The following is a 26353-nucleotide window of genomic DNA, read 5'->3' as shown; positions in this document are numbered from 1 at the left end:
GGATGAAAGTAATAAAGGAAAAGGTGATTAGATGAAATATGGAGACAAGATTATCTATATAGAAGGAATCGTAGTAGAAGTTCATGATGGCGCCATATCTGTTGATCTTAAAGGTAGATTAGGATTTTTAAAGGTTCCTATGAGAATGGTGATTAGTGATCATCCAATCAAAGTAGGACAAGAAGTAGCATTAAGAATGAGTTTTGTTGAGATCATCAGCGAAGAAATCAATGAAAAATATATCAGTAACATAGAAAAAAGAAATAGAGAAAAGAAGGAGGTAGAATAATGGCTAGTTTAACAGTAGTAAAAGGCCTACAATCAGAAATATTCGTACCGATTACTCCTCCGCCAGTATGGGCACCTGTAACAAAAGAGCTAAAGGATATGACAGTAGCCTTAGTTACAGCAGCAGGAGTACACTTAAAATCTGATAAAAGATTCAACTTAGCTGGAGATTTTTCGGTTAGAGCAATTCCAGGAGCTGCTCCAGTGAGTGAAATGATGGTATCTCATGGTGGATATGATAATGGAGATGTAAATAAGGACATCAACTGTATGTTCCCAATCGATCCTATAAGAGAATTGGTGGAAGAAGGCTTTATCAAAGCTATCTCTCCAGTAAACTTTGGTTTCATGGGTGGCGGAGGCGACCAAACCAAGTTTAGAGAAGAAGCAGGACCAGAAATTGCTAGACGATTAAAAGAAGCTGAAGTAGATGCGGTACTCCTAACCGCTGGCTGAGGTACCTGCCACCGTTCTGCTGTTATTGTACAGAGAGCGATCGAGGAATCGGGGATTCCTACAATTATCATTGCGGCTTTACCTCCAGTTGTTAGACAAAATGGTACACCGAGAGCGGTAGCTCCACTGGTACCAATGGGCGCAAATGCTGGAGAACCAAATAACCCAGAAATGCAAAAAGCTATTTGCAAGGATTCTTTAAAGCAATTAATTGAAATACCAAGTGCAGGAAAAATTGTACCACTACCATATGAGTATGTAGCAAAAGTATAGACATAATAAAACAAAATCTAGCCTATCTTCTCAAGAAAAAAGATAGGCTAGATATACAAGAAAATAAGGGTGAATTCAATGAATAAACAGGAAAAAACCTTAAGACGATTGGTGATAAAAACCTTTCATATAAAGAATGTAAAGATAGAGAACACAACAAAAATTGATGACAAAACCCTGAGCTTTTCTTTGGACTTAATTGACAAAATAGTAACAAAAACCCAAAGCATAAAAGAAATAAAGGTTAAAATCATACCTCCTCAGCAGCATGATCAATGGACCAATAGCATTATGGATATCATGCCTATCTCAACTAAGGTTTTAGGAAAGCTGGGAGAGGGGATTACCCATACGTTGACAGGTGTATATGTGATGCTGACAGGAGTAGACGAAGCTGGAACACAGGTAGCTGAATTTGGTTCTTCAGAAGGGATACTAAAGGAGAAATTATATCTAAATAGAGCTGGCACACCATCAATGGATGACTATATTATTTCCTTTGATGTTACCCTAAAGGAAGGTCAAGGAACCAATCGAGCTGCGATTTTAGAAGCACATAAAGTCTGTGATACCTTTATCCAAAGTATCAGAGATAAGCTGAAGAAAATAGATGGCAAGCGGTACACTGAAAAGCATGAGTTTTATGACAAAGCAAAAATAAACAAGAAAAAGGTAGCCATTGTTAAACAGGTAGCAGGACAAGGGGCTATGTATGACAATCAAATACTTCCTAATGAACCCAGTGGTTTTCACGGGGGACGAGCTATTATCGACTTAGGAAATGTACCAATTATATTAAGTCCTAATGAATATAGAGATGGTGCCCTTAGGGCCATGACTTAAAGAAGGTGATTAAATGGGTATAGGACCATCAACCAAGGAAACAACCTTGCATCATTTTAGAGATCCACTGTTGGATGTAGTTTCAAAGGATGATGATATCGATCTAGTAGGCATCATTATTGTTGGAACACCTCAGCATAATGAAGAAAAGTACTTTGTAGGAAAACGGACAGCAGCATGGCTGGAGGCTATGCGGGTGGACGGAACTATCATTTCTATAGATGGCTGGGGAAATAGTCACGTTGACTATGCCAATACCATTGAAGAAATTGGCAGCAGAGGCATTCCTGTAGTAGGACTAAGCTTCGTTGGAACACAAGCGAATTTTGTAGTGAAAAATGACTATATGGATACCATTGTAGATTTTAACAAATCCCAAGCAGGCATCGAAACAGAGGTAGTGGGAGAAAACAACCCTAATTATCTAGATGCAAGAAAAGCGTTGGCATTTTTGAAACTTAAAATGAAGGAGGTTGAATAATATGAAATTTATTAAAGGCATTCACGCCATTGATTCCCACACCATGGGAGAGCCTACAAGAATCATAGTAGGTGGTGTTCCAAAAATACCAGGAAAAACGATGGCAGACAAAAAGAAGTATTTAGAGGACAACTTAGATTATGTTAGAACTTCCTTAATGCATGAGCCTAGAGGACATAATGATATGTTTGGTTCTGTCATTACAAATACCACAATCGAAGAAGCAGATTTCGGCATTATCTTTATGGACGGCGGCGGATACTTAAATATGTGCGGTCATGGGTCTATAGGTGCTGCAACTGTAGCTGTAGAATCTGGCATGGTAAAGGTTGAGGAGCCATACACCTTTATTACTATGGAATCTCCAGCAGGTTTAATCAAGGCCAGAGTAAAAGTGGAAAATGGTAAAGCGAAGGAAGTATCCATTACCAATGTACCTTCTTTCCTATACAAAACAGATGTTGCCATAGATGTACCTCAAATTGGAAAGGTAACCTTAGATATTTCCTTTGGCGGAAGCTTTTTTGCAATCATAGATGCAAAGCAATTGGGTGTTAAGGTAGAAACCGCCCAGTCAGATGAACTGATCAAGCTTGGACTGCAAATCAGAGACATTGTAAATCGTACTGTAAAGGTTCAGCATCCAGAACAATCACATATTAACTCAGTAGATTTAGTAGAAATCTTTGATGAAGCTACCCATCCAGAAGCTCATTATAAAAATGCTGTTATTTTCGGACAAGGGCAGTTGGATCGTTCTCCTTGCGGTACAGGAACCAGTGCTAAGCTTGCAACATTATTTACTAAGGGTCAATTTAGTGAAGAAGAAGAATTCGTTTATGAGAGTATTACAGGAACGATATTTAAAGGAAAAATTGTGGGACATGAAAAAGTAGGTGACTATGACGCAATCATACCAGAAATAACAGGTAGTGCATATATTACTGGATTTAATCATTTTGTCATTGACCCAGAAGATCCTTTGAAATACGGTTTCTGTTTATAAGCAATAATACTATATCAATTATTTAAAAGGAGGTTTTTATTATGTTGGCAAATGTAATTTTAGGTGTATTAGGACTTTTCACATTATGGTTTGTTATTGTTTGGGTAAAGGGAATCAAGGAAGAAAAAGCAGGGGCTCCTACACCACATTTATTAGCCGTTGGTTTTGTAACGAATTTCTTCGATACTTTAGGAATCGGTTCCTTTGCACCAACAACTGCTTGGTTTAAGGGAGCAAAGCTGGTACAGGATAGAATTATCCCTGGAACCTTAAATGTAGGACATACTTTACCAGTAGTTGTAATGGCTTTCATCTTTATTCAAAGAGTAGAAGTTGAACCATTAACATTGTCGTTAATGCTTATCGCAGCAGTAGCAGGGGCCTTTTTAGGAGCTGATATCGTATCAGGATTACCTGAGAGAAAGGTACAGCTAGGAATGGGAATCGCTTTATTAGTTACTGTTGGATTTATGCTATTAGGAATGCTTGATCTTATGCCAGTAGGTGGAGAAGCAGTTGGATTAACTGGAGCAAAATTAGTGATCGCAGTTGTAGTGAACTTTATCCTTGGCGCTTTAATGACATTGGGTATTGGTCTTTATGCACCTGCTATGGCACTAGTTTATGCATTAGGGATGAGTCCATTAGTTGCATTCCCAATCATGATGGGTTCTTGTGCATACCTTATGCCTGCAGCTAGTGTGAAGTTTGTTAAAAACAAAGCATTTGATATGAAGGCTGCATTAGGTCTTGCAATTGGCGGAGTACCAGCAGTATTTGTAGCTGCATATTTAGTAACATCATTACCAATGGATGTTCTTAGATGGCTTGTAGTTGCTGTTATTATATACACAGCAGTAACAATGCTTAGATCAGCTGCTAAGTCAGCGGAGGCTGAAGCAAAGTAGTTTAAAAGCCCTTTAAAAATAATTTCATATACAATAGTTGCATGACTGAGTTTTAGAAGCCCTAAATACTATAAAAGTATGTATAGGGCTTCTGAAACTCTATTTTCGTGTATAGGGATTGTAGATTTATTATGACTTTATTACAAAAACAATAGAAGAAATAAAGGAGGTTATTTGGCGTTGAAAAGAAACAATCAGTCTATAGCTAGAAAAATACTTACTTATGTTATTATTTGTTTAATTATAGCCATTACTTCCATCACCTTCCTTTCTGTTCAAACGGCTAAGAACAATCTCTATCAACTGATGGAGTTAAATGGGAAGGAAATGGTAGAGGGAATCAAGTATCAGGCGTACATGCAGGAAATAATGGATGAAGGTGTTGACGATATACTAAATAACTACTTATATGATGCTGCCTTCAGTATTGCTGCCATGAACAGCTATAGTGATGAAACACTAGAGGAATTGTCCAGAAAAACTGGTTTAGAAGAGATCAATGTGATTGATGGAAATGGGGAAATAATATATTCTAATATGCCAGCAAATATAGGCTATGTCTATGGTGAAAGCCATGCCATGCAACAGGTATTGAAAGGTAGTCGAGAAAAAATAGCTGAGGATATTCGACAAAGTGAGGTAGACCAAAGATATTATAAATATGGTGGTGTTTCCTTAGCAGATGGCAGTGGAGCGGTGCAAATAGGCATTTCAGCTGATGCTGTAGAGGAAATGAGGCAAGGGTTTAGCATTCAGAACATAGTACAATCCATAGGTCAGCAGGAAAATGTCGTCTACGCTTTTGTAGTAAATAGGGATTTTGAAGCAACTGCCCACAGCAACCCTGAAAGAGTAGGAATGATCTTTAATTATGAGGGAGAACGACGAGCCATTGAAGCAGGCCAAGAACATACCGGCATCTTCACTTCAGAGGAAAGAGGTATGGATATCTATGAAGTGATTCTTCCTATAGAGAATAATGCAGGAGAAATTACTGGCGCTATTAATATGGGTCTATCGGTGGCAACTGTTGAAGATGCGGTGCGACAAATGGTCCTAAGAAGTATAATCGTCGCCGCTATAATTGCTATTATGAGTATAATAATTATATATATTGCTGTACAAAGGACTGCAAAGCCCATTAAATTATTGGCTGCTTCAACAGACAAAATAGCTTTAGGGGACTTAACTGAGGAAATAGAAGTGAAGTCCAAGGATGAAATTGGAAGCTTAGCGAATTCTTTCTCTATCATGGTAAAGAATGTAAAGAATATGATAGAAAAAATCATGGTTACCTCCAATAATATGAATTCCTTTAGTGATAAGCTTGTAGCTTCAGCGCAGCAAAATGCTACTGTATCTGACCAGATTGCTAAGGCGACTGAGGAGGTAGCAGCAGGTGCCTCGGAGCAAGTAAAGAAAACAAATCATGTTAAGAAAAATGTAGAGGATGTTTCCAATAAGATAAAAAATATTGTAGGAAATATTGAAGACTTAAAGACATCCACTATGTCTATGGTGGAATCAGCACAAAAGAGTAGAAAAGAAATGCAGGAGATGAATCAACAAATAGAAGCCATAAAAGAATCCTCTCATGTTTCTAGCACTACCATGAAAAATCTAAGTGCTACATCAGAAGAAATAGGGAAAATTGTAGATGTTATTAATGGTATTGCCAATCAAACCAATCTTTTAGCATTAAATGCGGCAATTGAGGCGGCTAGAGCAGGAGAAGCAGGTAAAGGATTTACAGTAGTGGCAGAGGAAATAAGAAATCTAGCGGAGCAATCTGTAAAATCGGCAGAGAACATCACAACTTTAATTCAAGAAACTCAAGAAAAAAGCAAAGCTGCAATTATTACTATTGATGACAGTACAAGCCAGGTAGACAAGGGACAGCAAATTGTTGAAAGAGTTGGGCATTCTTTTGAAGGCATCGTAGCCACTATTAATGAAAATCAAGATTTATTTAAAAATCTTGAAACAGCTATGATGGATTTAAACAAAATGTTTACTAATACCACAACATTGATCCAGGATATTAAATTTATTGCTGAAGATACTGCCGCCAATACAGAGGAAGTGGCAGCTTCCACCGAGGAACAAATGGCTTCTGTTGAAGAAATCACTTCTTCCATGGAGCAATTAAATGAAATGGTTAATGAACTAAATCATTTAATTACCCAATTCAAAATATAGTTTATATGAAATACTCCTTGACAGTTATTTTGTTTTTGTATATAATGATTTTCAAATATAACATCGGAAAATGTGTTGAAGGAGAATAGTAAAGAGGTAATGTTTCGCAGAGAGTAAGGTATTGGTGTGAGCCTTATAAACTAACCTTTTGAACCCGCTCTGGAGCAAATGATGATAAAATCATTACGGTGGTAATCCCGTTACGATTACGATAAGTGAACCAATTTGGTTAATTTGGGTGGTACCGCGGGTAAACTCTCGTCCCTTTTAGGGATGAGGGTTTTTTTGTTACAAAAATTTGTAAAGGAGTGAGGTATATGTCTACCATCATAAAACAATGCAAAATGCTAAAAAAAGCATCGGAAGCTTTAGCAATTGCTGATACAAAATCAAAAAATGAAGCTTTAAAACAGGTGGCAACAAGCTTACTACAACATCAGGAGACTATTTTAGAGGCAAATGATAAGGATGTTGAAAAAGCTAGAGAGAACAACATGAAGGAAAGCTTGATTGACAGGTTAAGATTAACAAGGGATAGAATCAACGGCATGGTGGAAAGTATCCATATGATTATTGATTTAAAGGATCCAGTTTGGAAAAGCAATAATGTATGGACCCTGGAAAATGGTTTAACCATTAGCAAAATGACTGTTCCTATAGGTGTCATCGGAATTATTTATGAGTCAAGACCCAATGTAACTGTGGATGCCTTTGCTTTAACCTTAAAAAGTGGGAATTGTGTTCTTCTTAGGGGAAGCTCTACCTCTTTACATTCTAATAGAGCATTGGTAAAGGCTATCAAAGAAGGTCTGAAGAATAGTCCAATATCAGAAGAGGTTATTAGTTTAATTGACGATGCTGATAGGGCAGTCGTAAAGGAAATGCTGACATTAAATGAATACATTGATTTGATTATTCCTAGAGGCGGCAAGGATTTAATCGATATGGTTGTTAAGAATGCTACTGTTCCTACCATAGAAACAGGAATAGGAAATTGTCATATTTTTGTGGACGAAAGTGCTAATATTGAAAAGGCTGTAGATATTATAGAAAACGCTAAGGTACAGCGACCCGGCGTATGTAATGCCTGTGAAAGTCTATTGGTGCATAAAGAAGTTGCTAGCGATCTCTTACCAAAGCTATATGAAAGAATTAGCCATAAGGTAGAGATGAGGGGCTGTAGTATTGCAAAAGAGATTATTGATGCAAAACCTGCCACAGAGGAAGATTGGGCTGAGGAGTATCTAGACTATATTTTAGCAGTTAAAGTAGTAGCAGGATTAGAGGATGCAATAGAACACATCAATCAATATGGTACAAAGCATTCGGAAGCAATACTAACAGAAAATCTCACCAATGCCAATAGCTTTCTCAGACAGGTGGACGCGGCCACTGTATATGTCAACGCCTCTACTAGGTTTACTGATGGAGGAGAATTTGGCTTTGGCGGAGAAATGGGAATCAGCACCCAAAAGATGCATGCTAGAGGACCAATGGGGCTAGATGAATTAGTAACAATAAAATATACGATTGTCGGAAATGGGCAAATCAGAGGGTAGTGAAATTTTATGATAGCTGAACTAATAAAAAACAGTAAAAAGATTGTCATCAAGATCGGCAGTAATACCATAGCTAATGCAGATGGAACTATCTGCAGAGAGTTTTTACAAGGTCTTGCAAAACAAGTAAACTTCTTAATGAAGCAGGGAAAGCAGATTGTAATTGTTTCTTCAGGAGCAAGGATTGCAGGAGTATCCACAATAGGAAAATGGATGCGTAAGGAAGATATGCATTATAAACAGGCTTTATGTGCCATAGGACAGGTAGAGCTAATGGATGCCTATAGAAAGGCATTTGAAACCCAGCAGCTGCACATTGGTCAGATGCTGTTAACAAGAGAAGATTTTTGTGATGCACACAGAACGTTAAATATCAGGAATACTCTTTTTACGCTGGTAGACGAAGGTGTTGTACCCGTTGTCAATGAAAATGATACTGTCAGTGTAGATGAAATAAGGATTGGAGATAATGATACCCTAGCGGCTTTGACGGCAAATCTCTGGAATGCAGATTTACTTATACTCTTTAGTGATATCGACGGCATCTATGATAAAAATCCTAAGGAGAACAAGAGTGCTAAGCTTGTGGAGGAAGTAAAAAGTATTAATCAGCTAATAAAGAATATAGAGATTGGCGATGTAAACAGCTTTGGGACGGGAGGTATATCAACAAAGATAGAAGCGGCAAGAACAGTAAATGACTATGGTATACCTATGATTCTAACGAATGGAAAGAAGGAAAACATTTTATTAAAATTATTAGAGGACAAAGAAAAAGCAACAATTTTTTGGCCAAAAAACTAAAGAGGTGATTACGTTGAACAAAACCATTGGTTTTATAGGAACTGGAAATATGGCCAATGCTATGGTGCAGGGAATCGTCAACAGCTTTAAAGACATCAATAAAAAAATATATGTCAGCGATAAAGCCATAGAAAAAGCTGAAGAAATGGCTGCAAACTACAACATCAATCTATGTAAAAGCAATAGTGAAATCATCAGCAATGCCGATATTATTATTTTAGCAGTAAAACCCAATATCTATGGAGCTGTGTTAGAGGAGATAAAGGGTGATATTTCAAAAAATCAAATTATAGTATCAATTGCTGCTGGAGTAAGTATCAAGGAAATACAAAAACACTTTTATTCTCCAATGAAAATTGTTAGGACCATGCCCAATACACCTGTATTTGTAGGAGAAGGTATGACGGCAGTTGCTCCAAATCATCAGGTTAGTCAGGAGGAATTGGAGGAAATCATCACCCTATTTCAAAGCATAGGGAAAGTTGATGTTATTCATGAAAGCCTGATGGATATGATACCAGCTGTAAGCGGCAGCAGTCCAGCCTATGTATATATGTTTATTGAAGCTTTAGCAGATGGTGCAGTGCTGCAGGGAATGCCAAGAGAAAAGGCATATAAATATGCTGCCCAAGCAGTGATGGGAGCAGCAAAAATGGTTTTGGAATCAGGAAAGCATCCTGGCGAATTAAAGGATCAGGTTTGTTCTCCTGGAGGAACCACGATAGAAGCAGTCTATGCACTAGAGCAGAACAGCTTTAGAGGTAGCGTTATAGAAGCTATGGAGGCATGTACAGCCAAAGCGAAAAAAATGTCGGGCAAATAAATAGCAACAAGAAAGGGCGGGTTTTTATACCCGCCCTCAGCTTGTAGACAAACCCTAACATTTTTAGAACTACGCAAATCCGCTCAGGACCAAGGTTGGAATGAGCTTAAAGATAATCAGGAGTTTTCAAAACTCGCTTCGCTCAAACAGTTGAAAACTCTTATCTAATTATCTTACGCTCTTTTTATTTTAACTTCGCTAATCATTTTCTTAAGTTCTAAAAATCGGGTTTGCAAGTAAGTTTCAGACTTTGTCTTCATTCTGAGGGCGGGTTTTTATACCCGCCCTTTAGTTATTTCTATAATCTATACTCAGTTAACTCCTCACAATAACTGCAACGATACTGTATTTTACCATTAGGCACCAAAGTAAACTCTGGCTCTACATAATCATCAACAGTAGTGATACAGCGAGGGTTTTTACACTTAAACATCCCAGTGACTTGTTTAGGAATTTTTAAATCTTTCTTTTCAACAATTTTATCATTTTCGATGATATTGATTGTTATGTTTGGATCTATCAAACCGAGAATGGTAAAATCTATGTCTAAATGATCTTGGATTTTTATAATATCTTTCTTTCCAAGCTTTTCACTGGGTACCTTCATAAGTAAAACTGATGGAGCATCTATTTTGTCTAAATTAAGTTTTTGGAAAATCTTTAATCCCTTTCCACATGTAATATGATCGATTACAATCCCTTTTTGAATACTTGTTACCTTTAACATGGTTCAATCACCCCCAAAAGTAGTGAAATTAAGGCCATTCGAACATAAACACCTAGCTTAGCTTGTTCAAAGTATTTTCCTCTAGGATCAAGATCTACATCATAGCTGATTTCATTTACTCTTGGCAATGGATGTAATACCAGCATATCTTTTTTTGCATTCTCTAGCTTGTCTCTAGAAAGAATAAAGCTATCCTTTAATTTTACATATTCTTCTTCGTTAAAAAATCGTTCTTTTTGAATTCTGGTCATATAGAGAATATCTATTTCGGGCATATAGGTTTCAAGAGAATTGGTCTCGATAATCTCTACATTATGATTATGAAGGATTTCATCCTTTAAATGATAGGGAATTTTTAATTCTGGTGGAGATATCAAGATAAAGCTCATATTGGGGTATCTACTTAAGGATTTCAATAAAGAGTGGACGGTTCGACCAAACAATAAATCTCCACAAAAGGCAACCTTTAAGTTCTCTAACTTGCCTTTATAGTTTTGTATGGTGATAAGATCAGTTAGGGTTTGGGTGGGATGCTGATGGCCACCATCACCACCATTAATCAAGGATACTGTAGAATATTGAGAAGCTAGTTTAGGAGCACCCTCTCGAGGATGTCTCATTACTAAAATATCTGCATAGTCATCTAGAACACGAATGGTATCAGCAATGCTCTCACCTTTTTTTACAGCACTGGTGTTAGCATCGGAAAAGCCTAAAATGGTTCCTCCCAATCTAAGCATAGCAGATTCAAAGCTTAATCGAGTACGGGTGCTGGGTTCATAAAATAAAGTACCAAGTATCTTTCCTTTGCAAACATCTGCATAATCAGCAGGATTTTTATAAATTTTCAAACCTAAATCAATAATCTGCTGAGTTTCTTCTAAGGTTAAATCATTTGGGTCAATAAGATGTCGGCCTATTAAACTCATTCTATTTCCTCCTTGTTTTTTAAGATTAGGAGTTGGTCACTCCCTTTTCAGTCTCTCAGGACTAAATTAAAGGTATTTCAATAACAAAACTTATTATTTCCCATTCAAAACAAATAATACCCTCCGGTCCAAGACCGAAGGGTATAGTAAATACAAGCATAGATGTCACACTAAGCACTATTCCTTCTCAGTCTCTCGGGACCGAATTAAAGGCTCTGTTTATTTATTTTCTCCACTATATCACTACAAAAATAAAAAGTCAATAGGTTTACGAAGGGGATATTTAGGAGGAAAAACGCATCTTTTGTAGAATACATTCTTTATGAGTCATTGGAAAGAAATAATTTTATGAGGTGTTCAGTATGTATGGTTTATTATTAGATGAAATATATAACTTCCTGATCCTAGAGGCAAACATGCCTAATTTTATGGAATACAATGAAAATGTAGACTTAATTCCTATATCAAGCATTGAATATAGAGATAAAATCAAAGGAGCCATGATAAGCCTTGCTTTAGGTGATGCTTATGGTAGTTATTTAGAGGGACTGCTTCCTAAGGAAGTAGAACACATTAACAATTTTTTAAAAGGAGATAAGTATGCTGCATCCTTAAATATAACGGATGATACAGAAATGACCATAATGCTGTCAGAATCACTGATTATCCATCAGAGCTTTAGTCCGGAGGATATTGCAAACCGATTTATCCGCCAGCGTATAACCCATATGGGTAACTCCACTAAAGAATTTGTTGTCAATTACCGTGACAGAAAAATTGAATGGTATAAAAGTGGAGCAGAATCAGCTGGGAATGGGGCTGCTATGCGCTGTGCCCCCATAGCATTGATAAATTATGGAGATTTTACTTCCCTAAAGCTTATGGCGGGAATACAGGCAGTAATCACCCATATGGATCAGATGGCTATTGCATCCAGCATAGCCCACTCCACTGGAATAGCATATCTCGCCAATATACCACCCTTTGGCTTGAAGGAAAAGGAGGATTTACTGAGCTTTGTCACTGCATGTGGAAAAAGCATAAAAGGGATTGAAACCCAAGTTTATCGTACCAGAAAAAATAGTCAAATTGCCAATTTATATACTAGAATAAGTATAGACTTAATGGAAGCTATAGAAAAAGATTTGTCAGTTGAGGAAGTAAGAGAAAAATGGGGAAGTGGAGCCTATGTATTGGAATCCTTACCCTTTGCTTTGTTTGTCTTTTTAAAAAGCCCTAATGATTACGAAAAAATATTGAAGCAATGTCTTTTGGTAAATGACACAGATACTGTAGCCAGCATAGCTTTAACCTTAGCTGGGGCTTACTTAGGATTTAATAACATTCCAAAGGGATATATTAACAAGCTAAAAAATCTTGAGGAAATGATGGCATTATCCGATAGATTATTTGAATTATCCTTAAAAAACAGAAATAACAACCCCTATAGAAGAATGCGAGAAAATATTACTGAAGCAAAGTCGCAGGACGAAATAGACAAGTTGATGTGGGAGGGAATAAAATACAATAAACAAGAAGAATTCCAGCTGGCAGTGAAACATTTTGAGGACTTGATAGGAGCCTATCCAGATATTAAGAAAAATGAAAAGATAAAGCTCCACATCATCGAAGCCTACGAAGGACTTGGAACACACTTTTTAGGGAAGGAAGCCTATGAGGATGCATTAAGATGCTTTAAAAAAGCATTGGCCTATGATTTGAACCATCCAGTGATTTTATGTGACCTAGCTATCACCTATTTAAACCTTGATGATCTAGATAGAGCAGAAAAATATGCTCGGCGCTCCGTAGAAATAGCACCAGAGTACGAAATAGGCAGAGAAGTGATAGATGCAATTACTAGTATAAAAAAGAATAACAAGAAAAAATAAGATAGGATGAACAAAAGTTGATTATTACAATACAAAAAACTTGAAGATGATGACAATCTTCAAGTTTTTTATATTGGTCAACAGGAATATAATAGTTCATTTCTAGGTCTTTACTCCTACTTCATTTATTGAAATTATTATAGATAAGCGATTTTGAGTTTAAATAAATAATACACACGTTACGGTTTCGCCCATGAGTAACTCCTACAGCTCACTTCGATGAAAAATCCTACAATCTGCAAACTCGGTACCCTCAAACATACAGATTGCTTAACGTATTTCTCATCTACATTCACTGGGAGTTATGGTCATGTTCTGCAAATGTACCGCTTAGCATTATTTATTCAATCATGGGGTTGCTTATCTATAACTTTAATTTAAACTACTTTTTTTATCGAACACGATACCCATTATAATACAGGCAAAGAGGAGATTTAAACGCTTACATTCTTTATATGGGCAGCTCCTGTGGGAGCTTTAATTGGATATAATTTGAAAATTCAATAAAATTATAAAAAGCTATAATCTATATTCACTTTATTTTATAGTGATGCTAATAGGAGGTGATACCATGCAAGAAAAAAACATAGTCTCAATATTAAAAATGTTTGCCCATGATGATGTCAGAATAAAAGTTCACCTACAAGATGATATAACCAGTGGTCAGTACGAATTAAATGAAATCCTAGATAGGGTTGTTAGCGCCATTGAATTAGAAAAAAAAGAAGATGAATCAGGGGGGGAATAGCCCCCTGCACAAGCATTGATATTAAGTATCATATTTACTTTTTAATTGTAAAAATTCTAATAAAAATTTTAAATCCTCCTCAGAGTACTTATCAATATAACTAAGAATTTTCTGATGAAGGATATCTTTTATGACGTTATTTTTAGCTACCTCTTCAATATCATTAGAAAAAAGCAGATAATCAGTACTAACATTAAATGCAATTGAAAGCTTGCATAAGGTTTCGATACTAATTCCCCTCTGGCCCCGTTCTATTAATCCCATATAAGAAGGCGACAGGTCTAATATCTCTGCCAGCTGTTCCAGTGTAAAATTCCTCATCATTCGTTCTTGACGAATCTTCTTCCCTATAGATATATAATTGATCATAGTTAGATCACCTCACTATAACTTTATCAGATAAAGGACATATTTCTATGAACCTAAAGAACTAAAAAAAATTCTAAAAGAATTGAATAATAATTCTGTGGATACAAAAAACAATGCTAAAGGAATTGACACTTTTCTGTCAATAACATACAATTGTATTAGATATTGTTTATTATTGTAAAAGCATAGAAAAATATGGTGAATTTTGTTAGAGATTAAATTATTTGTCCTTTTTCATTAAGTATTGCATTAAAAGACATAACTTATTCTAAGGAGCGGATTTTATGGAGGAGAGGATAGGAGAAGGATTTGTATTGTCCTGTAGTGATATTATTACAGATCAAGGCTTTTCTTTAGATTTTTTCATACATTCTACCAATGTAGCAAGAATTGCATTAGAGATAGCAGAGGATATGGAACTGTCATTTATGGAGAAGCAAAGTCTATACCAAGCTGCACTATTTCATGATATAGGAAAAAGTAAAATTCCACAATCTGTTTTAAATAAGAAGGGTAAGCTATCTCCCAATGAATGGGAAATCATGAAGAAACATTCAATTTACTCTCAAGAATTATTCTTAAGTATGGCATCCTTGAATAGCAAAAATATAGAGATAGGAAAAATAATAAGATATCATCATGAAAATTGGGATGGGTCAGGTTATCCCGATAGGATAGCAGGAGAAGATATTCCTTTACCTAGCCGTATTATTAGGATAGCTGATATTTTTGATGCTATTACACAACCAAGAGCTTACAGAAACTATAAAATTACAAATGCATTAGAAGTCATGGAAGATATGAAGGGAAATGAAATTGAAAAAGACCTATTCGATAGCAGTCATAGTCTGCTAAATAGTATATTACATAAAACTCTTAAAGGAAATACAGTTAACTGGAAGAAACAACAACTAATGAAACTTTAAATGCTAAGTATTGAAAGTATGGTAATAAACTAGAAAGCTGAAGGGAGGTTTGAAAAACGTCACTAGAACAATAGGTCTTTAGAAGCTTGTTTTAAGGAAGTACATAGCCTTACTATAAAAATCTCATGTCTTGAGATATATGGCGTACTTTAGATTTAAAGCTTACTATCTATTTTACTTTGGGAGGGATTTTGAATGGCTAATGTTAATATTTCCAAGATGAAAAACGTGAGAAGAGTTAGATTAGGTATACAGTTTAAGTTGACTGTTTTTATTATTGTGGCCTTTACTATAGTAAATACAGGAAACTCAATTTTTATACAATATGCATCACAAATGGTAAGTAATATATTGCTAGCAAACATATTATCCACAGTGGTTTCTATTCTTTTAGCTGGATGGGTAGCCTTCTTGATCATCAAGTTATTTATAAAGCAGCCTCTAAATAATCTGACTGAGCTAGGGAAAAGGATAGGGGAGAATAATCTTACAGAAAAAATACAGATTAAAAGAAAAGATGAGTTTGGACAGCTTTCAGATATCTTTAATCATACAATGAATAATTTGAAGGCATTAGTCGAAGAAATACAGAATGCTACCATAAGAATAACCTCCACCTCCCATGAATTAGCCAATAGAGCTGAAGAATTAGATGGTGTAACCGAAGCTATATCTAAAAACACACAGGAACTAGCTAATGGAGCCAATGAACAAAGCCAAAGTGTTGGGGACATTGGAAATGCTGTAGACGAAATGGTGAAAAGCATACAAAACATTGATGAAAAAATAAAAATGCTAGATGAATCAACAGATACAGTGATGGAGAAAGCTGAAGTAGGAAATAAAGCAGTAAAAGAGAATATTGAGGTCATGAGGGAGATTGATACCCTTACAAATGATCTAGGAAATAATATTCATACACTCAAAGTAGATGCTCATGAGATGGCACAAATAGTAGAAATGATAAATAATATTGCTGTACAAACCAATCTTTTGGCTCTAAACGCTGCTATAGAATCAGCGCGTGCTGGAGAAGCTGGAAAGGGGTTTGCAGTAGTCGCAGAAGAAATTAGAAAATTAGCAGAGCATTCCCAAGAAGCAACAGGAAATATTAAAAACTTGATAGAAAATACCCAGAGACACACTGATGAAGCTGTCAAATTAATGATTTATGCGGAAAAAGAAGTGAAAAAGGGTATAGAAACAGCAGAAAAAACTCAGGAAGCATTTACTAGCATTATTGATGGCACTATAGAAAGCAATGATCAAGTAAAAGAATTGAATAATCTATCTAGTGATTTAGCTGGTATAAGTCAAGAGATTGCTGCGAATATCCAGGAAATCTCAGCGGTGGTAGAAGAATCAGCAGCAGTTACTGAAGAAGTGGCTGGCAGCACAGAAGAACAAAGAGGTCAGTTTAAGAAAATGACAAGCCTTACCCAGGATTTATCGGCAATCGGTAAAGAACTAGGTCAGCTGGTTGCACAATTTAAGACGAAATAATCCTTCGATTAAGCTTTAATCTTCCGCATACTAGGTAATTGCAGCAAAAGTACAGTAACTACACTTAAGATGCCATAGGTAACCCAAGGAATAGGTGAATCTACTATTCCATAGAGATCTACTAATCTTCCACTTGCAAAGGCTCCAAATGCTCCCCCCACACCGGAGGCTAGGTTGGCTACGGCGAAATAAGCTCCTAAAAGACTAGGATCTGCTATCAGCTTTGTTATATTATCCATAGTAGGCATCATAAACATTTGTCCAAAAATAAAGATAATGGAGTAGATGATTAAGGATACAAAGGTGTTAGACCAGCCAATAAGGGTAATACCAATTCCCAACAAAGCTGTCCCGATGACTAAGGATAACATGGGGGAGCGTTTTTCTAAAAAACCTCTTGAGATCATCGATTGCAAAAGAATTACAATGATACTGGTGATGGTCCAAATGATTCCTATTTTATTGACATTTCCTAATATAGCCTCTCCTCTTAAGGGAAGCAATAGAGCTAACTGGGTATGGATTCCCCAGATTAACGCAGAGATGAGACTAAAAATTACAAAAGTTTTATGTTTAAAAATATTTATATAATCCCTTAAAGGCAGAGAGGGACAAGGCTGGTCTCCACAACCCTTAGGCAAAAGAATCCAAGATATAACGATGAGAATACCGTAAATGATCCCTCCAACAAAAAAGTTCATATTTGTGGCTATAAATAAGACAAAAATTCCTGCGATACTAGTGCCTATATTTGCGGCTACCGCCCTTAAGGAGAATGCGGTGGTTGCTTCCTCTTGAGTTGCTAGATAAGAGATTGCTGATTTTGCAGTAGGTACGTATATACCTGTGCCAACACCATTCAATCCTGAAAAAGCAATTAAAGGAAGGGTGTTGGTAGATAATCCTAAACCAAGGAGTGCAATAAACTGTAGAGCATTTCCTAAAATAATAGTAATCTTATTTCCTAATCTATCAGCAATAAGACCAGCTATAATACTACCAAGTTGAATAAATAGAGAGCCAGCACCAATAACTAAGCCCACCTCCGAAGGGTTTAGTTTTTTTTCTGTTTTCAATAATATAGGGAAAATAGGTACAATTAAATAAGCTGCTAAATGGATAATCAATATAGAAGATAATAATACCCATATATCTTTTTTCAGCTTCATATGGCCAGGCATACCAAACATACTTACAACTCCTAAACTAGATATAGTATGATCCTTAACATAAATCTAGTATAGACAAAGTATGGGCAAAAAATCCTCTCTATGAAAAGCATATTAAAAGCTATTTTAGGAGAAGATGATATTATTGATGTTGGTATGTAAAGCTAAAGGATGTGATGACATGATAAAAATATTGATGATAATTACGGGACTACTATTTTTAGCAATTGTTTATTATAATCTCTTTGTCATTATACCAGAACCCATCATTTTAGGTATATATCCCTATGCATTAGGGATAACTGCAATTTTAGCCATTATTTTGCTTTTACTTAAGTATATAAATAATTCTACAGTAATTAAAATCCTTCATTTCAGCTTAGCAGCTGTTATTATTTTTATAGGCTTTACCTCTATACAAATATGGAGAAATGCAAAATTATTAAACGATTATCAAGAAAACAGGAGTCGGTATTTAGATGACTTGATGCAGATGACCAAAGAAAGAGAATACAAGGTGACAGAGCTGGATCCTCAGCAGGAGGGAATAGCTATACTGATTGAGGCAAATACTGGTATACCTCTAACCCAATATAATAGAGGGACCCTATTAAACGATAGTACAAAGATTTTTGATGAGATGATTGAGGCTATGAATCAGGCAGAAAAGCATATTCATATTGAATTTTTCATCGTTAGAGATGACCATATAGGAGAAAAGTTTCAAGAATTATTGATAAATAAGGCAAAGAATGGTGTAGAGATTCGACTCATCTATGATGGGTTAGGAAGCCGACGTTTGGGCAAGACTTTCATAAGGGAACTAAAAACAGCAGGAGCAGAGGTGGTAGCCTATGATGGTGTGTTTACTTCTATTCTTAAGGGGAAGCTAAATCATCGCAATCACAGAAAAATGGTTATCATTGATGGAAAAACAGCTTTCACAGGGGGAATCAATCTAGGAGATGAATACTTAGGCAGGAATGAGGCAATTGGTAATTGGGAAGATATTGCCTTTAAGATTGAAGGGGAAGGGGCCCATTGGATACAAAAAATTTTTTTAGCTGACTGGTACTATGTTACTGAGGAAAAAATAAAAAACCAAGATAATTTTTCTACGATAGAAGTGAAAGAAACACTGCCAATGCAGATGGTAACCAGTGGATATGATACCCATTGGAATGAAATAAGTCAAGTGTACTTTTCCATGATTGCCTCTTCTAAAGAGAGTGTTTATATCGCTACGCCTTATCTTATTCTTAGTGATAGTATGCTAAAGGCTATAGAAACTGCATCATTAAGAGGAGTAGATGTAAACATAGTGGTACCCAAGAAACCAGATTTATTCATTGTAGGCTGGGCAAACGCGTCTTTTTTTGAAAAACTCCTAAAAAGCAAAGTGAAAATCTATCAGTATGAGGATGGATTTTTACATGCAAAGGCAGTATTAGTAGATAATAAAATTTTATCTTTAGGCTCTGCTAATGTCAACACAAGGAGCCTACACCTGGATTATGAGCTAAATGCTATGATTTATGATGAAGCATTGTGCATGGAAATGCAAAAGGCTTTTCTATCCTACATAGAAAAAAGTGTAGAAATAACTTTAGCTCACTATGAAAATCCTTCTTTTGCTCAAAAATTAAAAGAACTCATCGGACGTTTCATTATCCCCCTTACCTAATAAAGTATACAATGCTATTCTTTTGTAAATAATATACAAATGTTGAAGGGAGGAATTATATGCATCTAAAAATAGGGATTCCAAGAGGGTTGTGGTTTTATGATTATTATCCTCTTTGGAAAAGCTTCTACGAGGAGTTAGGCGCGGAAGTGATTTTATCAAGTCCCACCAATAAAAGTATCTTAGACAAAGGGGTAAAAAATACTGTAGATGAAGCCTGTTTGCCTGTTAAAATATTTCATGGACATGTATTGGATTTAAAAGATCGAGTGGATTATCTATTTGTACCAAAGATGATGAGTGTTTATGAAAAAGAATACATTTGTCCAAAGTTCTGTGGTTTGCCAGAAATGGTCAGTCATTCTATAAAAGACTTGCCACCTATTATTGATACAGAAATAAATTTCAATCGGTCAAGAAAGCACTTAATGAATACAGTTTATCGCTTCGGAAGCTATGTTACAAAAAACCCTATTGCTATCCATAGGGCATATAAAAGAGCTGTTGAAGAATATAGCAGCTATAAAGCCAGGATGAAGGAAGGCAATCTTCCTATCAATGGTGAGTTTTGTGAAAGGTATAAAAATAAATCAGGCATAAGTATTGCTGTGATGGGACATTCCTACAATATCTATGATAAATACGGCTCCATGAGCTTAATTGATAAATTAGAAGAGATGGGAATCAAGATTATTACCCCTGAGATGATGGATTATGCTACCATTAACCAACATACGGATACATTGGAGAAAAAAATGTTTTGGAGCTATGGTAGAAAATTGCTGGGAACCGCCATGCATCTTACGGACACAAAAACCATAGATGGTATTGTATATCTATCTTCCTTTGGTTGTGGAATTGACTCTATTATAGAGGAGTTAGTAGAAAGAAAAGCTAGGAAGGACGGAAGAATGCCTTTTTTATTGATAACAGTTGATGAACATACAGGAGAAGCGGGAGTCAATACACGGCTTGAAGCTTTTATTGACATGATTGAATGGAGGAAGAGAAATGAAAGTAACCTTTCCACACATGGGTAATCAATATGTTGCTACAAAAGTGATGTTGGAGGAATTAGGGGTAGATACCGTTATCGCGCCTCAATGTAGTCATAACACCTTAGATATTGGAACAAAGCACTCACCAGAATCCATCTGCCTGCCTTTAAAGGTAAATATAGGAAACCTTATGGAAAGTGTAAAGTATGGGGCTGACACTGTTGTGTTTTCGGGAAGCTGCGGGCCTTGTCGATTTGGCTATTATTCTATCCTAGAAAAAGAGATATTGAAGGAATTAGGACATGATATGGAGTTCATACTCTTTGATCCACCTCAAGGAGACTATAAAACCTTTATTAATCGTATATACAAACTTGCTCAAACCAGAAATCCATATAAAATTCTAAGAGCTTTAGGAAAGGGAGTACAGGTTTTATACCAGGTAGATGCTTTAGATGCAGCGGCACACTATAAAAGACCAAGGCAAAAGACAATAGGAGAAGTAGATATCTATTATGATAAATTTCATCAAGAGGTAAGGAATGTTTGCGGCTATAAAGAAACCTCACAGTTAATTAAGGAAATCAAAGAATCCATCATGAATATTGAAGAAGACCCTAGTAGAGAAGTTCTAAAAGTGGGGATTGTAGGGGAAATCTATACCATTATTGAACCATTTGTAAACCTTAATGTTGAAAGAAAGCTTGGAGAAATGGGGGTAGAAATAGAAAAATCTTTAAAAATAAGCCATTGGCTTACAGAGCATCTTTTTTTGAACCCTTTAAAGCTCACCAGTGAAGGCAAAACTAGGAAGGCTGCAAAGCCTTACTTGAGGACGATGATTGGTGGGCATGCAAGAGAAACTATAGGTTATACTGTAAGATATGCTAGAAGAAAATTTGATGGGGTGATACAAATATACCCCTTAACTTGTATGCCAGAAATAGTTGCCCAAAGTATACTACCTACAGTGGAAAAGGATTATAACATCCCTTACCTGTGTCTAATCGTAGATGAAATGACAGGAGAGGCAGGATATACTACTAGACTAGAGGCATTCATAGATCTGTTAAGGCGCAGAAAGGAGAGACAGGAAAGTGAAGAATTGTTACTTAGGTGTTGATGTTGGTTCTGTTAGTACCAATATCGTGCTAATGGATGAAGATAAAGAGATTCTTGGGAAGGTATACACAAAAACACAAGGGAAGCCTATTGATGCTATACAAAGAGGTCTAAAGGAAATAAAAGCTGGCTTGCAAGAGGATATTAAAATCAAAGGAGTGGGGACCACCGGAAGTGGAAGGCATTTGGCCTCTATGATTGTTGGTGGGGATGTTGTTAAAAATGAAATTACTGCCCACGGTATAGCAGCTTTAAGCTTTGTTGATGGTGTGAAGACCATCATCGAAATAGGGGGACAGGATTCAAAAATAATTTTATTAAGAGACAATATTATCAGTGATTTTGCTATGAACACTGTATGTGCAGCGGGAACAGGCTCCTTTTTAGATAGACAGGCAGCTAGAATGGGAATAGAAATAGAGGATCTAGGAGAAATTGCACTGCAATCTAAAAACCCAGTTAGAATTGCTGGCAGGTGTGCTGTATTTGCAGAGTCGGATATGATTCATAAACAGCAGTTGGGACATAATCAAGAGGATATCATTAAAGGTCTGTGTGATGCATTAGTAAGAAACTTCCTGAACAATCTTTCAAAGGGGAAAGAAATTTTAGGACCTGTTGTTTTTCAAGGGGGAGTAGCTGCCAACGTGGGTATAAAGAAATCCTTTGAGGAAGCATTGGAAATGGAAGTGTTTGTTCCTCCCCACCATGAGGTGATGGGGGCCATAGGCTGCTGTCTACTGGCAAAAGAGAATGCAGTAAAAAATCCTCAAACAAGCTTTAACGGTTTTGAAATCATCAACTCTGGATACAATGTGAAGGGAATCGAATGCCAGGATTGTGCCAATATGTGTGAGGTAATAGAGATATACCAGGATGGTAGGATTATGGCCCGTTGGGGAGATAAATGCGGTAAATGGAACAATGCATTGAAGAATGAAACTGAAAAACTGGCATGATATCTAGACCTCTATATAAAAAAGCTATATAGAGGTTTTTTGTTGTTTGCTTTCTGGAAAACCCACTAGTTTCAAAGAACTAGTGGGTTTTATGAGGAGTTGCAGGAGATAAATAATCATCATTAAGAAAAATTATGATTCATTAAAAATATCTTTATATTCTTGTTCTAAAAATAAGATATAACAGCATAAGATATAGCACTAGAAGCAATATGGACAACTAATTTTAATATAAGAAAAAACCTTTAAGAAACATTTATAATTAGAGCTTTTTCAATATAAGAAATTGATATTTTACAAGAAATTCATACACTTAATGGGCAAAATCATAGAATGATAAGACTGAAAACAAGAGAAACACAGGAAGAAAAGGAGCTTAATTCTTGGTAAATGTTTACGATCCAAGAAAATAAGGGGGATAAATGGTGATAAAACATTTTTTTCATAAGGCTCAGGATAATCCAATTATTGCAGCGGTAAATGATTTAGATAAATTACAGATGGCAATAGAATCCCCTTCAGAAATAATCTTTTTACTAGTAGGTAATATTTTAAATTTAAAGGAAATTGTTGATACAGTAAAGGCTGCCAACAAGCATATCTATGTACATCTGGATTTGATGGGAGGATTTTCAAAAGACATGATGGCTTTAAAGTATATAAATGAAAAAATTGGACCAGATGGAATCATAACGACAAAAAGCAGCCTAATTAAGATTGCCAAAGAAATGGAGATTTTTGCAATACAAAGGTTATTCATATTAGATTCTTTATCACTGGAAACAGCTATAAGAACTATTCATTCTGCAAAACCAGATGCAGTGGAACTGCTTCCAGGAATTATGCCTAAAATCATAAAAACAGTGCATGAAAAAACTAGTACTGCTGTAGTGGCTGGCGGCCTAATTCAAAATAAAGAAGACGCTATACAATCTGTTAAGGCAGGAGCCATGGCGATTTCCACAAGTAAAGAAGAGGTTTGGTATATGTAGCAAAATCAGAAGAACTTGTTTCAAAACACAAGCATGAATATTGATTTAAGGATAGAATGGCACTTTTTTAGGAAATACAATAGAGACGTAATTCTCTATGTATTATAAATTCTTGAAGGGAGGAGAAAAAATGAAACATGTGGGAACTATTGTTGGAACAGCCATAGCTGGAATGTTTGTTATGACTGTATGGGGTGCCTTTGCAGCTGAGTGGGGCATTATTGGAGGCTGGTTAGCTGGGCTAGTTATTATTGGAACCATGTGGGTAGTCAATCATTACGTTGGCATTCACAATAATGACGGGGCTTGGGTAGATATGGCCTTAGGCATTGGCACAGTTGGCTTTATGAGAGTAGTTTTTGAGCAAGGTGCTGGAGCTGGTATTGCATCTATACCTACACTTGCTTTTGTATTAATCGGTGGAATGATTGGTGGATTTACTGCTTTCAAACTAGAAAAGCATATAGAACAGCAAAAAGCAGCAGCATCTGAAGAATCAGCATAAAAATAGTATAATAAAGAGAGGAGGAAAAGAAAATGACCTTACCATTAGCGATTACCACTATGGCAGGAGGTTTCATATTTCCATTTTTAATAAGATTAGTTTGGGGTAAAATGGTAGACGAATGGGGGATGGCAGGAGGCTATATGGCGGCTGGATTCATTGTTGGTCTTTCCTGGACCCTGAACCATGGTGTTGGATTGATGTATCAAACAGGGCCTGCTTGGGTAGACATGGCTTTTGCAGCATTTTCAGGACTATTCGTAGCTTCTGCTTTATCAGGTGACAATGTAGGAAAAGGCTTAGTAAATGCTTTCTTTGCCATCGTCGGAGGGACAATTGGAGGATTAATACTTTCAATGATGATTTAATCAAAAGCTACTATGATAAATGATATTGTAAACATACACTAGCGGGGTTTTCATTAATCAAAAATTACAATTCTACTACTAAGAAATTCTTTACTTACAAAAACAATATGAATACTATTTATAGGTACATTCAAAAAACAAATTTAAAAGGGGGAGAAAACATGGAAAAAAAGTATATTTTAGCATTAGATCAAGGCACAACTAGTTCTAGAGCAATAATATTTGATAATGATGGCAAAATAGCTGGTGTAGCACAAAAGGAATTCACACAAATATATCCAAAGGCCGGTTGGGTAGAGCATGATGCAATGGAAATATGGGGTTCCCAAAGTGGTGTAGCTAGAGAAGTTTTAGAAAAAACTGGTGCAGACCCTCGTGAAATAGCAGCCATCGGCATTACAAATCAGAGAGAAACAACAGTAGTTTGGGAAAAAGCCACAGGAAAGCCTGTCTACAATGCTATTGTTTGGCAATGTAGAAGAACCGCTGGTATTTGTGATGAATTAAAGGCTAGAGGATTAGAAGGTTATATTAGAGACAATACAGGTCTTGTGATAGATGCTTATTTCTCAGGAACAAAAGTTAAGTGGATCCTTGATAATGTAGAAGGAGTTAGAGAAAAAGCAGAAAAAGGCGAATTATTGTTCGGAAACATTGATACATGGTTAATTTGGAATCTAACAAGAGGAAAAGTACATGTAACTGATTATTCAAATGCTTCAAGAACAATGCTTTATAATATAAAGGAATTAAAGTGGGATGAGAAAATTCTTGCTGAATTAAATATCCCAGCTGCAATGCTGCCAGAAGTTAAGCCTTCTAGCGCAGTTTATGGATATACAGATCCTCAAACCTTTGGTGGCGCTGAAATACCAATCGCTGGTGCTGCTGGAGACCAACAGGCTGCTTTGTTTGGTCAAGCGTGCTTTGAACCTGGCATGGCAAAAAATACTTATGGTACAGGATGTTTTATGCTTATGAATACTGGAGACAAATTTGTACCATCAAACAATGGATTATTAACTACTCTAGCATGGGGTGCTGATGGTAAAGTTGAGTATGCTTTGGAAGGAAGTATATTCGTAGCGGGGGCTTCTGTTCAGTGGTTAAGAGACGAGCTAAAAATTATTCGTGATGCACAAGAGACCGAGTATCTTGCATCGAAGGTAGAAGATTCAAATGGCGTTTATATGGTACCTGCCTTTGTAGGTATGGGTGCACCCTATTGGGATATGTATGCCAGAGGTACAATTGTGGGCTTAACAAGAGGAGCTAAAGCTGAGCATCTTATTAGAGCTACTTTAGAATCCATTGCATATCAAACAAGAGACGTTCTAGAGGCTATGCAAGAGGACTCAGGAATTGAACTTCAAACATTAAAGGTAGATGGCGGAGCTGTTGCCAATAACTTCTTAATGCAATTCCAGTCTGATATCCTTGGTGTTGAGGTTGACAGACCAGAGGTTACAGAAACTACAGCCCTTGGTGCTGCCTATCTTGCAGGATTAGCGGTTGGATTCTGGGATAGTAAAGAAGAAATAGCTCAGAAATGGGCAGTTGAGAGAAAGTTTGCTCCAGTTATGGAGGATGAAAACAAAGAAAAACTCTATAAAGGCTGGAAGAAAGCAGTTAACCGAGCTCTTAAGTGGGAATTAGAAGAATAGGAAAAAGCAGGAGATATAGAGAAAGTTAATCATTGAAAAAAGATAGATAATATGTAATAGTATCTTCATAGGACCAGATGTCTATGTTAAACGTGAAGAATAATAACTTAATATTATGGGTGAGATATGGAGAGCCATGAAAATATATCTATTGGGAA

At 36.3% G+C, this 26353-nt stretch carries 26 protein-coding genes and 1 other annotated feature; of the genes, 22 read left to right on the top strand and 4 right to left on the bottom strand.

Going from position 1 to position 26353, the window contains the following annotated elements; genetic code table 11:
• Positions 1–31: 31 nt before the first annotated feature.
• The 10 genes from BMX10_RS09495 (at position 32) to proC (ending at position 9640) form a co-directional block, all read left to right on the top strand.
• Positions 32–289, top strand: coding sequence for a CBO2463/CBO2479 domain-containing protein (locus tag BMX10_RS09495; protein ID WP_090442962.1), 258 nt, complete (start codon positions 32–34; stop codon positions 287–289).
• Complete coding sequence (prdB, locus tag BMX10_RS09490; RefSeq protein WP_090442959.1) at positions 289–1017, top strand: D-proline reductase (dithiol) protein PrdB; 729 nt, start codon at positions 289–291, stop codon at positions 1015–1017. The genes BMX10_RS09495 and prdB overlap by 1 nt, the downstream gene beginning before the upstream one ends.
• A gap of 78 nt (positions 1018–1095) precedes the next feature.
• Positions 1096–1860: a proline reductase cluster protein PrdD gene (gene prdD / locus BMX10_RS09485; protein WP_090442954.1), complete on the top strand. Its 765-nt coding sequence runs from the start codon at positions 1096–1098 to the stop codon at positions 1858–1860.
• A gap of 13 nt (positions 1861–1873) precedes the next feature.
• Positions 1874–2341, top strand: coding sequence for a glycine/sarcosine/betaine reductase component B subunit (locus BMX10_RS09480; RefSeq protein WP_090442951.1), 468 nt, complete (start codon positions 1874–1876; stop codon positions 2339–2341).
• A 1-nt stretch (position 2342) separates the two neighbouring features.
• Positions 2343–3347 (top strand): proline racemase, encoded by a 1005-nt coding sequence (locus tag BMX10_RS09475; protein WP_090442948.1) that lies wholly within the window; start codon positions 2343–2345, stop codon positions 3345–3347.
• A gap of 44 nt (positions 3348–3391) precedes the next feature.
• On the top strand, positions 3392–4255 hold the full coding sequence (locus tag BMX10_RS09470; RefSeq protein ID WP_408633595.1) for a TSUP family transporter: 864 nt from the start codon (positions 3392–3394) through the stop codon (positions 4253–4255).
• A 180-nt stretch (positions 4256–4435) separates the two neighbouring features.
• Positions 4436–6454, top strand: a complete 2019-nt coding sequence (locus tag BMX10_RS09465; RefSeq protein WP_090442943.1) for a methyl-accepting chemotaxis protein — start codon at positions 4436–4438, stop codon at positions 6452–6454.
• A 66-nt stretch (positions 6455–6520) separates the two neighbouring features.
• Positions 6521–6723: a binding site (T-box leader), on the top strand.
• 48 nt (positions 6724–6771) lie between these two features.
• The gene (locus BMX10_RS09460) at positions 6772–8013 is read left to right on the top strand and encodes a glutamate-5-semialdehyde dehydrogenase (protein WP_090442940.1); all 1242 of its coding nucleotides are present in this window, start codon (positions 6772–6774) and stop codon (positions 8011–8013) included.
• A 9-nt stretch (positions 8014–8022) separates the two neighbouring features.
• Positions 8023–8817, top strand: coding sequence for a glutamate 5-kinase (gene proB, locus BMX10_RS09455; protein ID WP_090442938.1), 795 nt, complete (start codon positions 8023–8025; stop codon positions 8815–8817).
• A gap of 4 nt (positions 8818–8821) precedes the next feature.
• Positions 8822–9640: a pyrroline-5-carboxylate reductase gene (gene proC / locus BMX10_RS09450; protein ID WP_408633593.1), complete on the top strand. Its 819-nt coding sequence runs from the start codon at positions 8822–8824 to the stop codon at positions 9638–9640.
• A gap of 298 nt (positions 9641–9938) precedes the next feature.
• Here the strand turns inward: proC and BMX10_RS09445 are convergent, their stop codons facing one another.
• Positions 9939–10367 carry an aspartate carbamoyltransferase regulatory subunit gene (locus tag BMX10_RS09445; protein WP_090442932.1) on the bottom strand — a complete coding sequence of 143 codons (429 nt, stop codon included), beginning with the start codon at positions 10365–10367 and terminating at the stop codon, positions 9939–9941.
• Entirely contained in the window at positions 10361–11296 is a 936-nt protein-coding gene (gene pyrB, locus BMX10_RS09440; RefSeq protein ID WP_090442930.1) for an aspartate carbamoyltransferase, read from the bottom strand. The genes BMX10_RS09445 and pyrB overlap by 7 nt, the downstream gene beginning before the upstream one ends.
• Before the next feature lie 362 nt (positions 11297–11658).
• Here pyrB and BMX10_RS09435 point away from each other — a divergent pair, with 362 nt between their 5' ends.
• Both BMX10_RS09435 and BMX10_RS18010 read left to right on the top strand, forming a co-directional pair.
• A complete protein-coding gene (locus BMX10_RS09435) occupies positions 11659–13188 on the top strand; it encodes an ADP-ribosylglycohydrolase family protein (RefSeq protein ID WP_090442927.1) in 1530 nt (509 codons plus the stop codon).
• A gap of 571 nt (positions 13189–13759) precedes the next feature.
• Positions 13760–13936, top strand: a complete 177-nt coding sequence (locus tag BMX10_RS18010; RefSeq protein ID WP_170834761.1) for a hypothetical protein — start codon at positions 13760–13762, stop codon at positions 13934–13936.
• Between the two features lie 21 nt (positions 13937–13957).
• Here the strand turns inward: BMX10_RS18010 and BMX10_RS09430 are convergent, their stop codons facing one another.
• Positions 13958–14305, bottom strand: coding sequence for a helix-turn-helix domain-containing protein (locus BMX10_RS09430; RefSeq protein ID WP_090442924.1), 348 nt, complete (start codon positions 14303–14305; stop codon positions 13958–13960).
• A 284-nt stretch (positions 14306–14589) separates the two neighbouring features.
• Here BMX10_RS09430 and BMX10_RS09425 point away from each other — a divergent pair, with 284 nt between their 5' ends.
• Positions 14590–15231: an HD-GYP domain-containing protein gene (locus BMX10_RS09425; protein ID WP_090442921.1), complete on the top strand. Its 642-nt coding sequence runs from the start codon at positions 14590–14592 to the stop codon at positions 15229–15231.
• A 195-nt stretch (positions 15232–15426) separates the two neighbouring features.
• Positions 15427–16734, top strand: a complete 1308-nt coding sequence (locus tag BMX10_RS09420) for a methyl-accepting chemotaxis protein (RefSeq protein WP_090442919.1) — start codon at positions 15427–15429, stop codon at positions 16732–16734.
• Between the two features lie 8 nt (positions 16735–16742).
• Here BMX10_RS09420 and BMX10_RS09415 read toward each other — a convergent pair whose 3' ends face one another.
• On the bottom strand, positions 16743–17924 hold the full coding sequence (locus tag BMX10_RS09415; protein WP_090442916.1) for an MFS transporter: 1182 nt from the start codon (positions 17922–17924) through the stop codon (positions 16743–16745).
• A gap of 160 nt (positions 17925–18084) precedes the next feature.
• Here BMX10_RS09415 and cls point away from each other — a divergent pair, with 160 nt between their 5' ends.
• The 8 genes from cls (at position 18085) to glpK (ending at position 26195) form a co-directional block, all read left to right on the top strand.
• Entirely contained in the window at positions 18085–19587 is a 1503-nt protein-coding gene (cls, locus tag BMX10_RS09410) for a cardiolipin synthase (RefSeq protein ID WP_170834760.1), read from the top strand.
• A gap of 59 nt (positions 19588–19646) precedes the next feature.
• Entirely contained in the window at positions 19647–20627 is a 981-nt protein-coding gene (locus BMX10_RS09405; protein WP_090442910.1) for an acyl-CoA dehydratase activase-related protein, read from the top strand.
• Positions 20599–21708 carry a CoA protein activase gene (locus BMX10_RS09400; protein ID WP_090442908.1) on the top strand — a complete coding sequence of 370 codons (1110 nt, stop codon included), beginning with the start codon at positions 20599–20601 and terminating at the stop codon, positions 21706–21708. Before BMX10_RS09405 ends, BMX10_RS09400 begins: the two co-directional genes overlap by 29 nt.
• Positions 21683–22666, top strand: coding sequence for an acyl-CoA dehydratase activase (locus BMX10_RS09395; RefSeq protein WP_090442905.1), 984 nt, complete (start codon positions 21683–21685; stop codon positions 22664–22666). The genes BMX10_RS09400 and BMX10_RS09395 overlap by 26 nt, the downstream gene beginning before the upstream one ends.
• Positions 22667–23091: 425 nt before the next feature.
• On the top strand, positions 23092–23658 hold the full coding sequence (locus BMX10_RS09390) for a glycerol-3-phosphate responsive antiterminator (protein ID WP_244272686.1): 567 nt from the start codon (positions 23092–23094) through the stop codon (positions 23656–23658).
• A gap of 130 nt (positions 23659–23788) precedes the next feature.
• Positions 23789–24163 (top strand): Lin0368 family putative glycerol transporter subunit, encoded by a 375-nt coding sequence (locus BMX10_RS09385; protein WP_090442900.1) that lies wholly within the window; start codon positions 23789–23791, stop codon positions 24161–24163.
• 32 nt (positions 24164–24195) lie between these two features.
• Positions 24196–24531 (top strand): Lin0368 family putative glycerol transporter subunit, encoded by a 336-nt coding sequence (locus tag BMX10_RS09380; RefSeq protein ID WP_090442897.1) that lies wholly within the window; start codon positions 24196–24198, stop codon positions 24529–24531.
• A 161-nt stretch (positions 24532–24692) separates the two neighbouring features.
• A complete protein-coding gene (glpK, locus tag BMX10_RS09375; protein WP_090442894.1) occupies positions 24693–26195 on the top strand; it encodes a glycerol kinase GlpK in 1503 nt (500 codons plus the stop codon).
• The last annotated feature ends 158 nt before the right edge of the window (positions 26196–26353 follow it).

Origin of the sequence: Natronincola peptidivorans, from assembly GCF_900111615.1 — a bacterium.
Classification (GTDB): domain Bacteria; phylum Bacillota; class Clostridia; order Peptostreptococcales; family Natronincolaceae; genus Natronincola_A; species Natronincola_A peptidivorans.
The sequence above is the reverse complement of the archived record's forward strand: the minus strand, read 5'-3'. Positions and strand labels throughout refer to the sequence as shown.

What these genes read in the sequence shown, in the direction of transcription:
- BMX10_RS09495 (WP_090442962.1), top strand. Translation starts at nt 32, where the DNA reads ATGAAATATGGAGACAAGATTATCTATATAGAAGGAATCGTAGTAGAA.
- prdD (WP_090442954.1), top strand. Translation starts at nt 1,096, where the DNA reads ATGAATAAACAGGAAAAAACCTTAAGACGATTGGTGATAAAAACCTTT.
- BMX10_RS09480 (WP_090442951.1), top strand. Translation starts at nt 1,874, where the DNA reads ATGGGTATAGGACCATCAACCAAGGAAACAACCTTGCATCATTTTAGA.
- BMX10_RS09475 (WP_090442948.1), top strand. Translation starts at nt 2,343, where the DNA reads ATGAAATTTATTAAAGGCATTCACGCCATTGATTCCCACACCATGGGA.
- BMX10_RS09460 (WP_090442940.1), top strand. Translation starts at nt 6,772, where the DNA reads ATGTCTACCATCATAAAACAATGCAAAATGCTAAAAAAAGCATCGGAA.
- proB (WP_090442938.1), top strand. Translation starts at nt 8,023, where the DNA reads ATGATAGCTGAACTAATAAAAAACAGTAAAAAGATTGTCATCAAGATC.
- BMX10_RS09445 (WP_090442932.1), bottom strand. Translation starts at nt 10,367, where the DNA reads ATGTTAAAGGTAACAAGTATTCAAAAAGGGATTGTAATCGATCATATT.
- pyrB (WP_090442930.1), bottom strand. Translation starts at nt 11,296, where the DNA reads ATGAGTTTAATAGGCCGACATCTTATTGACCCAAATGATTTAACCTTA.
- BMX10_RS09435 (WP_090442927.1), top strand. Translation starts at nt 11,659, where the DNA reads ATGTATGGTTTATTATTAGATGAAATATATAACTTCCTGATCCTAGAG.
- BMX10_RS18010 (WP_170834761.1), top strand. Translation starts at nt 13,760, where the DNA reads ATGCAAGAAAAAAACATAGTCTCAATATTAAAAATGTTTGCCCATGAT.
- BMX10_RS09430 (WP_090442924.1), bottom strand. Translation starts at nt 14,305, where the DNA reads ATGATCAATTATATATCTATAGGGAAGAAGATTCGTCAAGAACGAATG.
- BMX10_RS09425 (WP_090442921.1), top strand. Translation starts at nt 14,590, where the DNA reads ATGGAGGAGAGGATAGGAGAAGGATTTGTATTGTCCTGTAGTGATATT.
- BMX10_RS09420 (WP_090442919.1), top strand. Translation starts at nt 15,427, where the DNA reads ATGGCTAATGTTAATATTTCCAAGATGAAAAACGTGAGAAGAGTTAGA.
- BMX10_RS09415 (WP_090442916.1), bottom strand. Translation starts at nt 17,924, where the DNA reads ATGTTTGGTATGCCTGGCCATATGAAGCTGAAAAAAGATATATGGGTA.
- cls (WP_170834760.1), top strand. Translation starts at nt 18,085, where the DNA reads ATGATAAAAATATTGATGATAATTACGGGACTACTATTTTTAGCAATT.
- BMX10_RS09405 (WP_090442910.1), top strand. Translation starts at nt 19,647, where the DNA reads ATGCATCTAAAAATAGGGATTCCAAGAGGGTTGTGGTTTTATGATTAT.
- BMX10_RS09400 (WP_090442908.1), top strand. Translation starts at nt 20,599, where the DNA reads ATGAAAGTAACCTTTCCACACATGGGTAATCAATATGTTGCTACAAAA.
- BMX10_RS09385 (WP_090442900.1), top strand. Translation starts at nt 23,789, where the DNA reads ATGAAACATGTGGGAACTATTGTTGGAACAGCCATAGCTGGAATGTTT.
- BMX10_RS09380 (WP_090442897.1), top strand. Translation starts at nt 24,196, where the DNA reads ATGACCTTACCATTAGCGATTACCACTATGGCAGGAGGTTTCATATTT.
- glpK (WP_090442894.1), top strand. Translation starts at nt 24,693, where the DNA reads ATGGAAAAAAAGTATATTTTAGCATTAGATCAAGGCACAACTAGTTCT.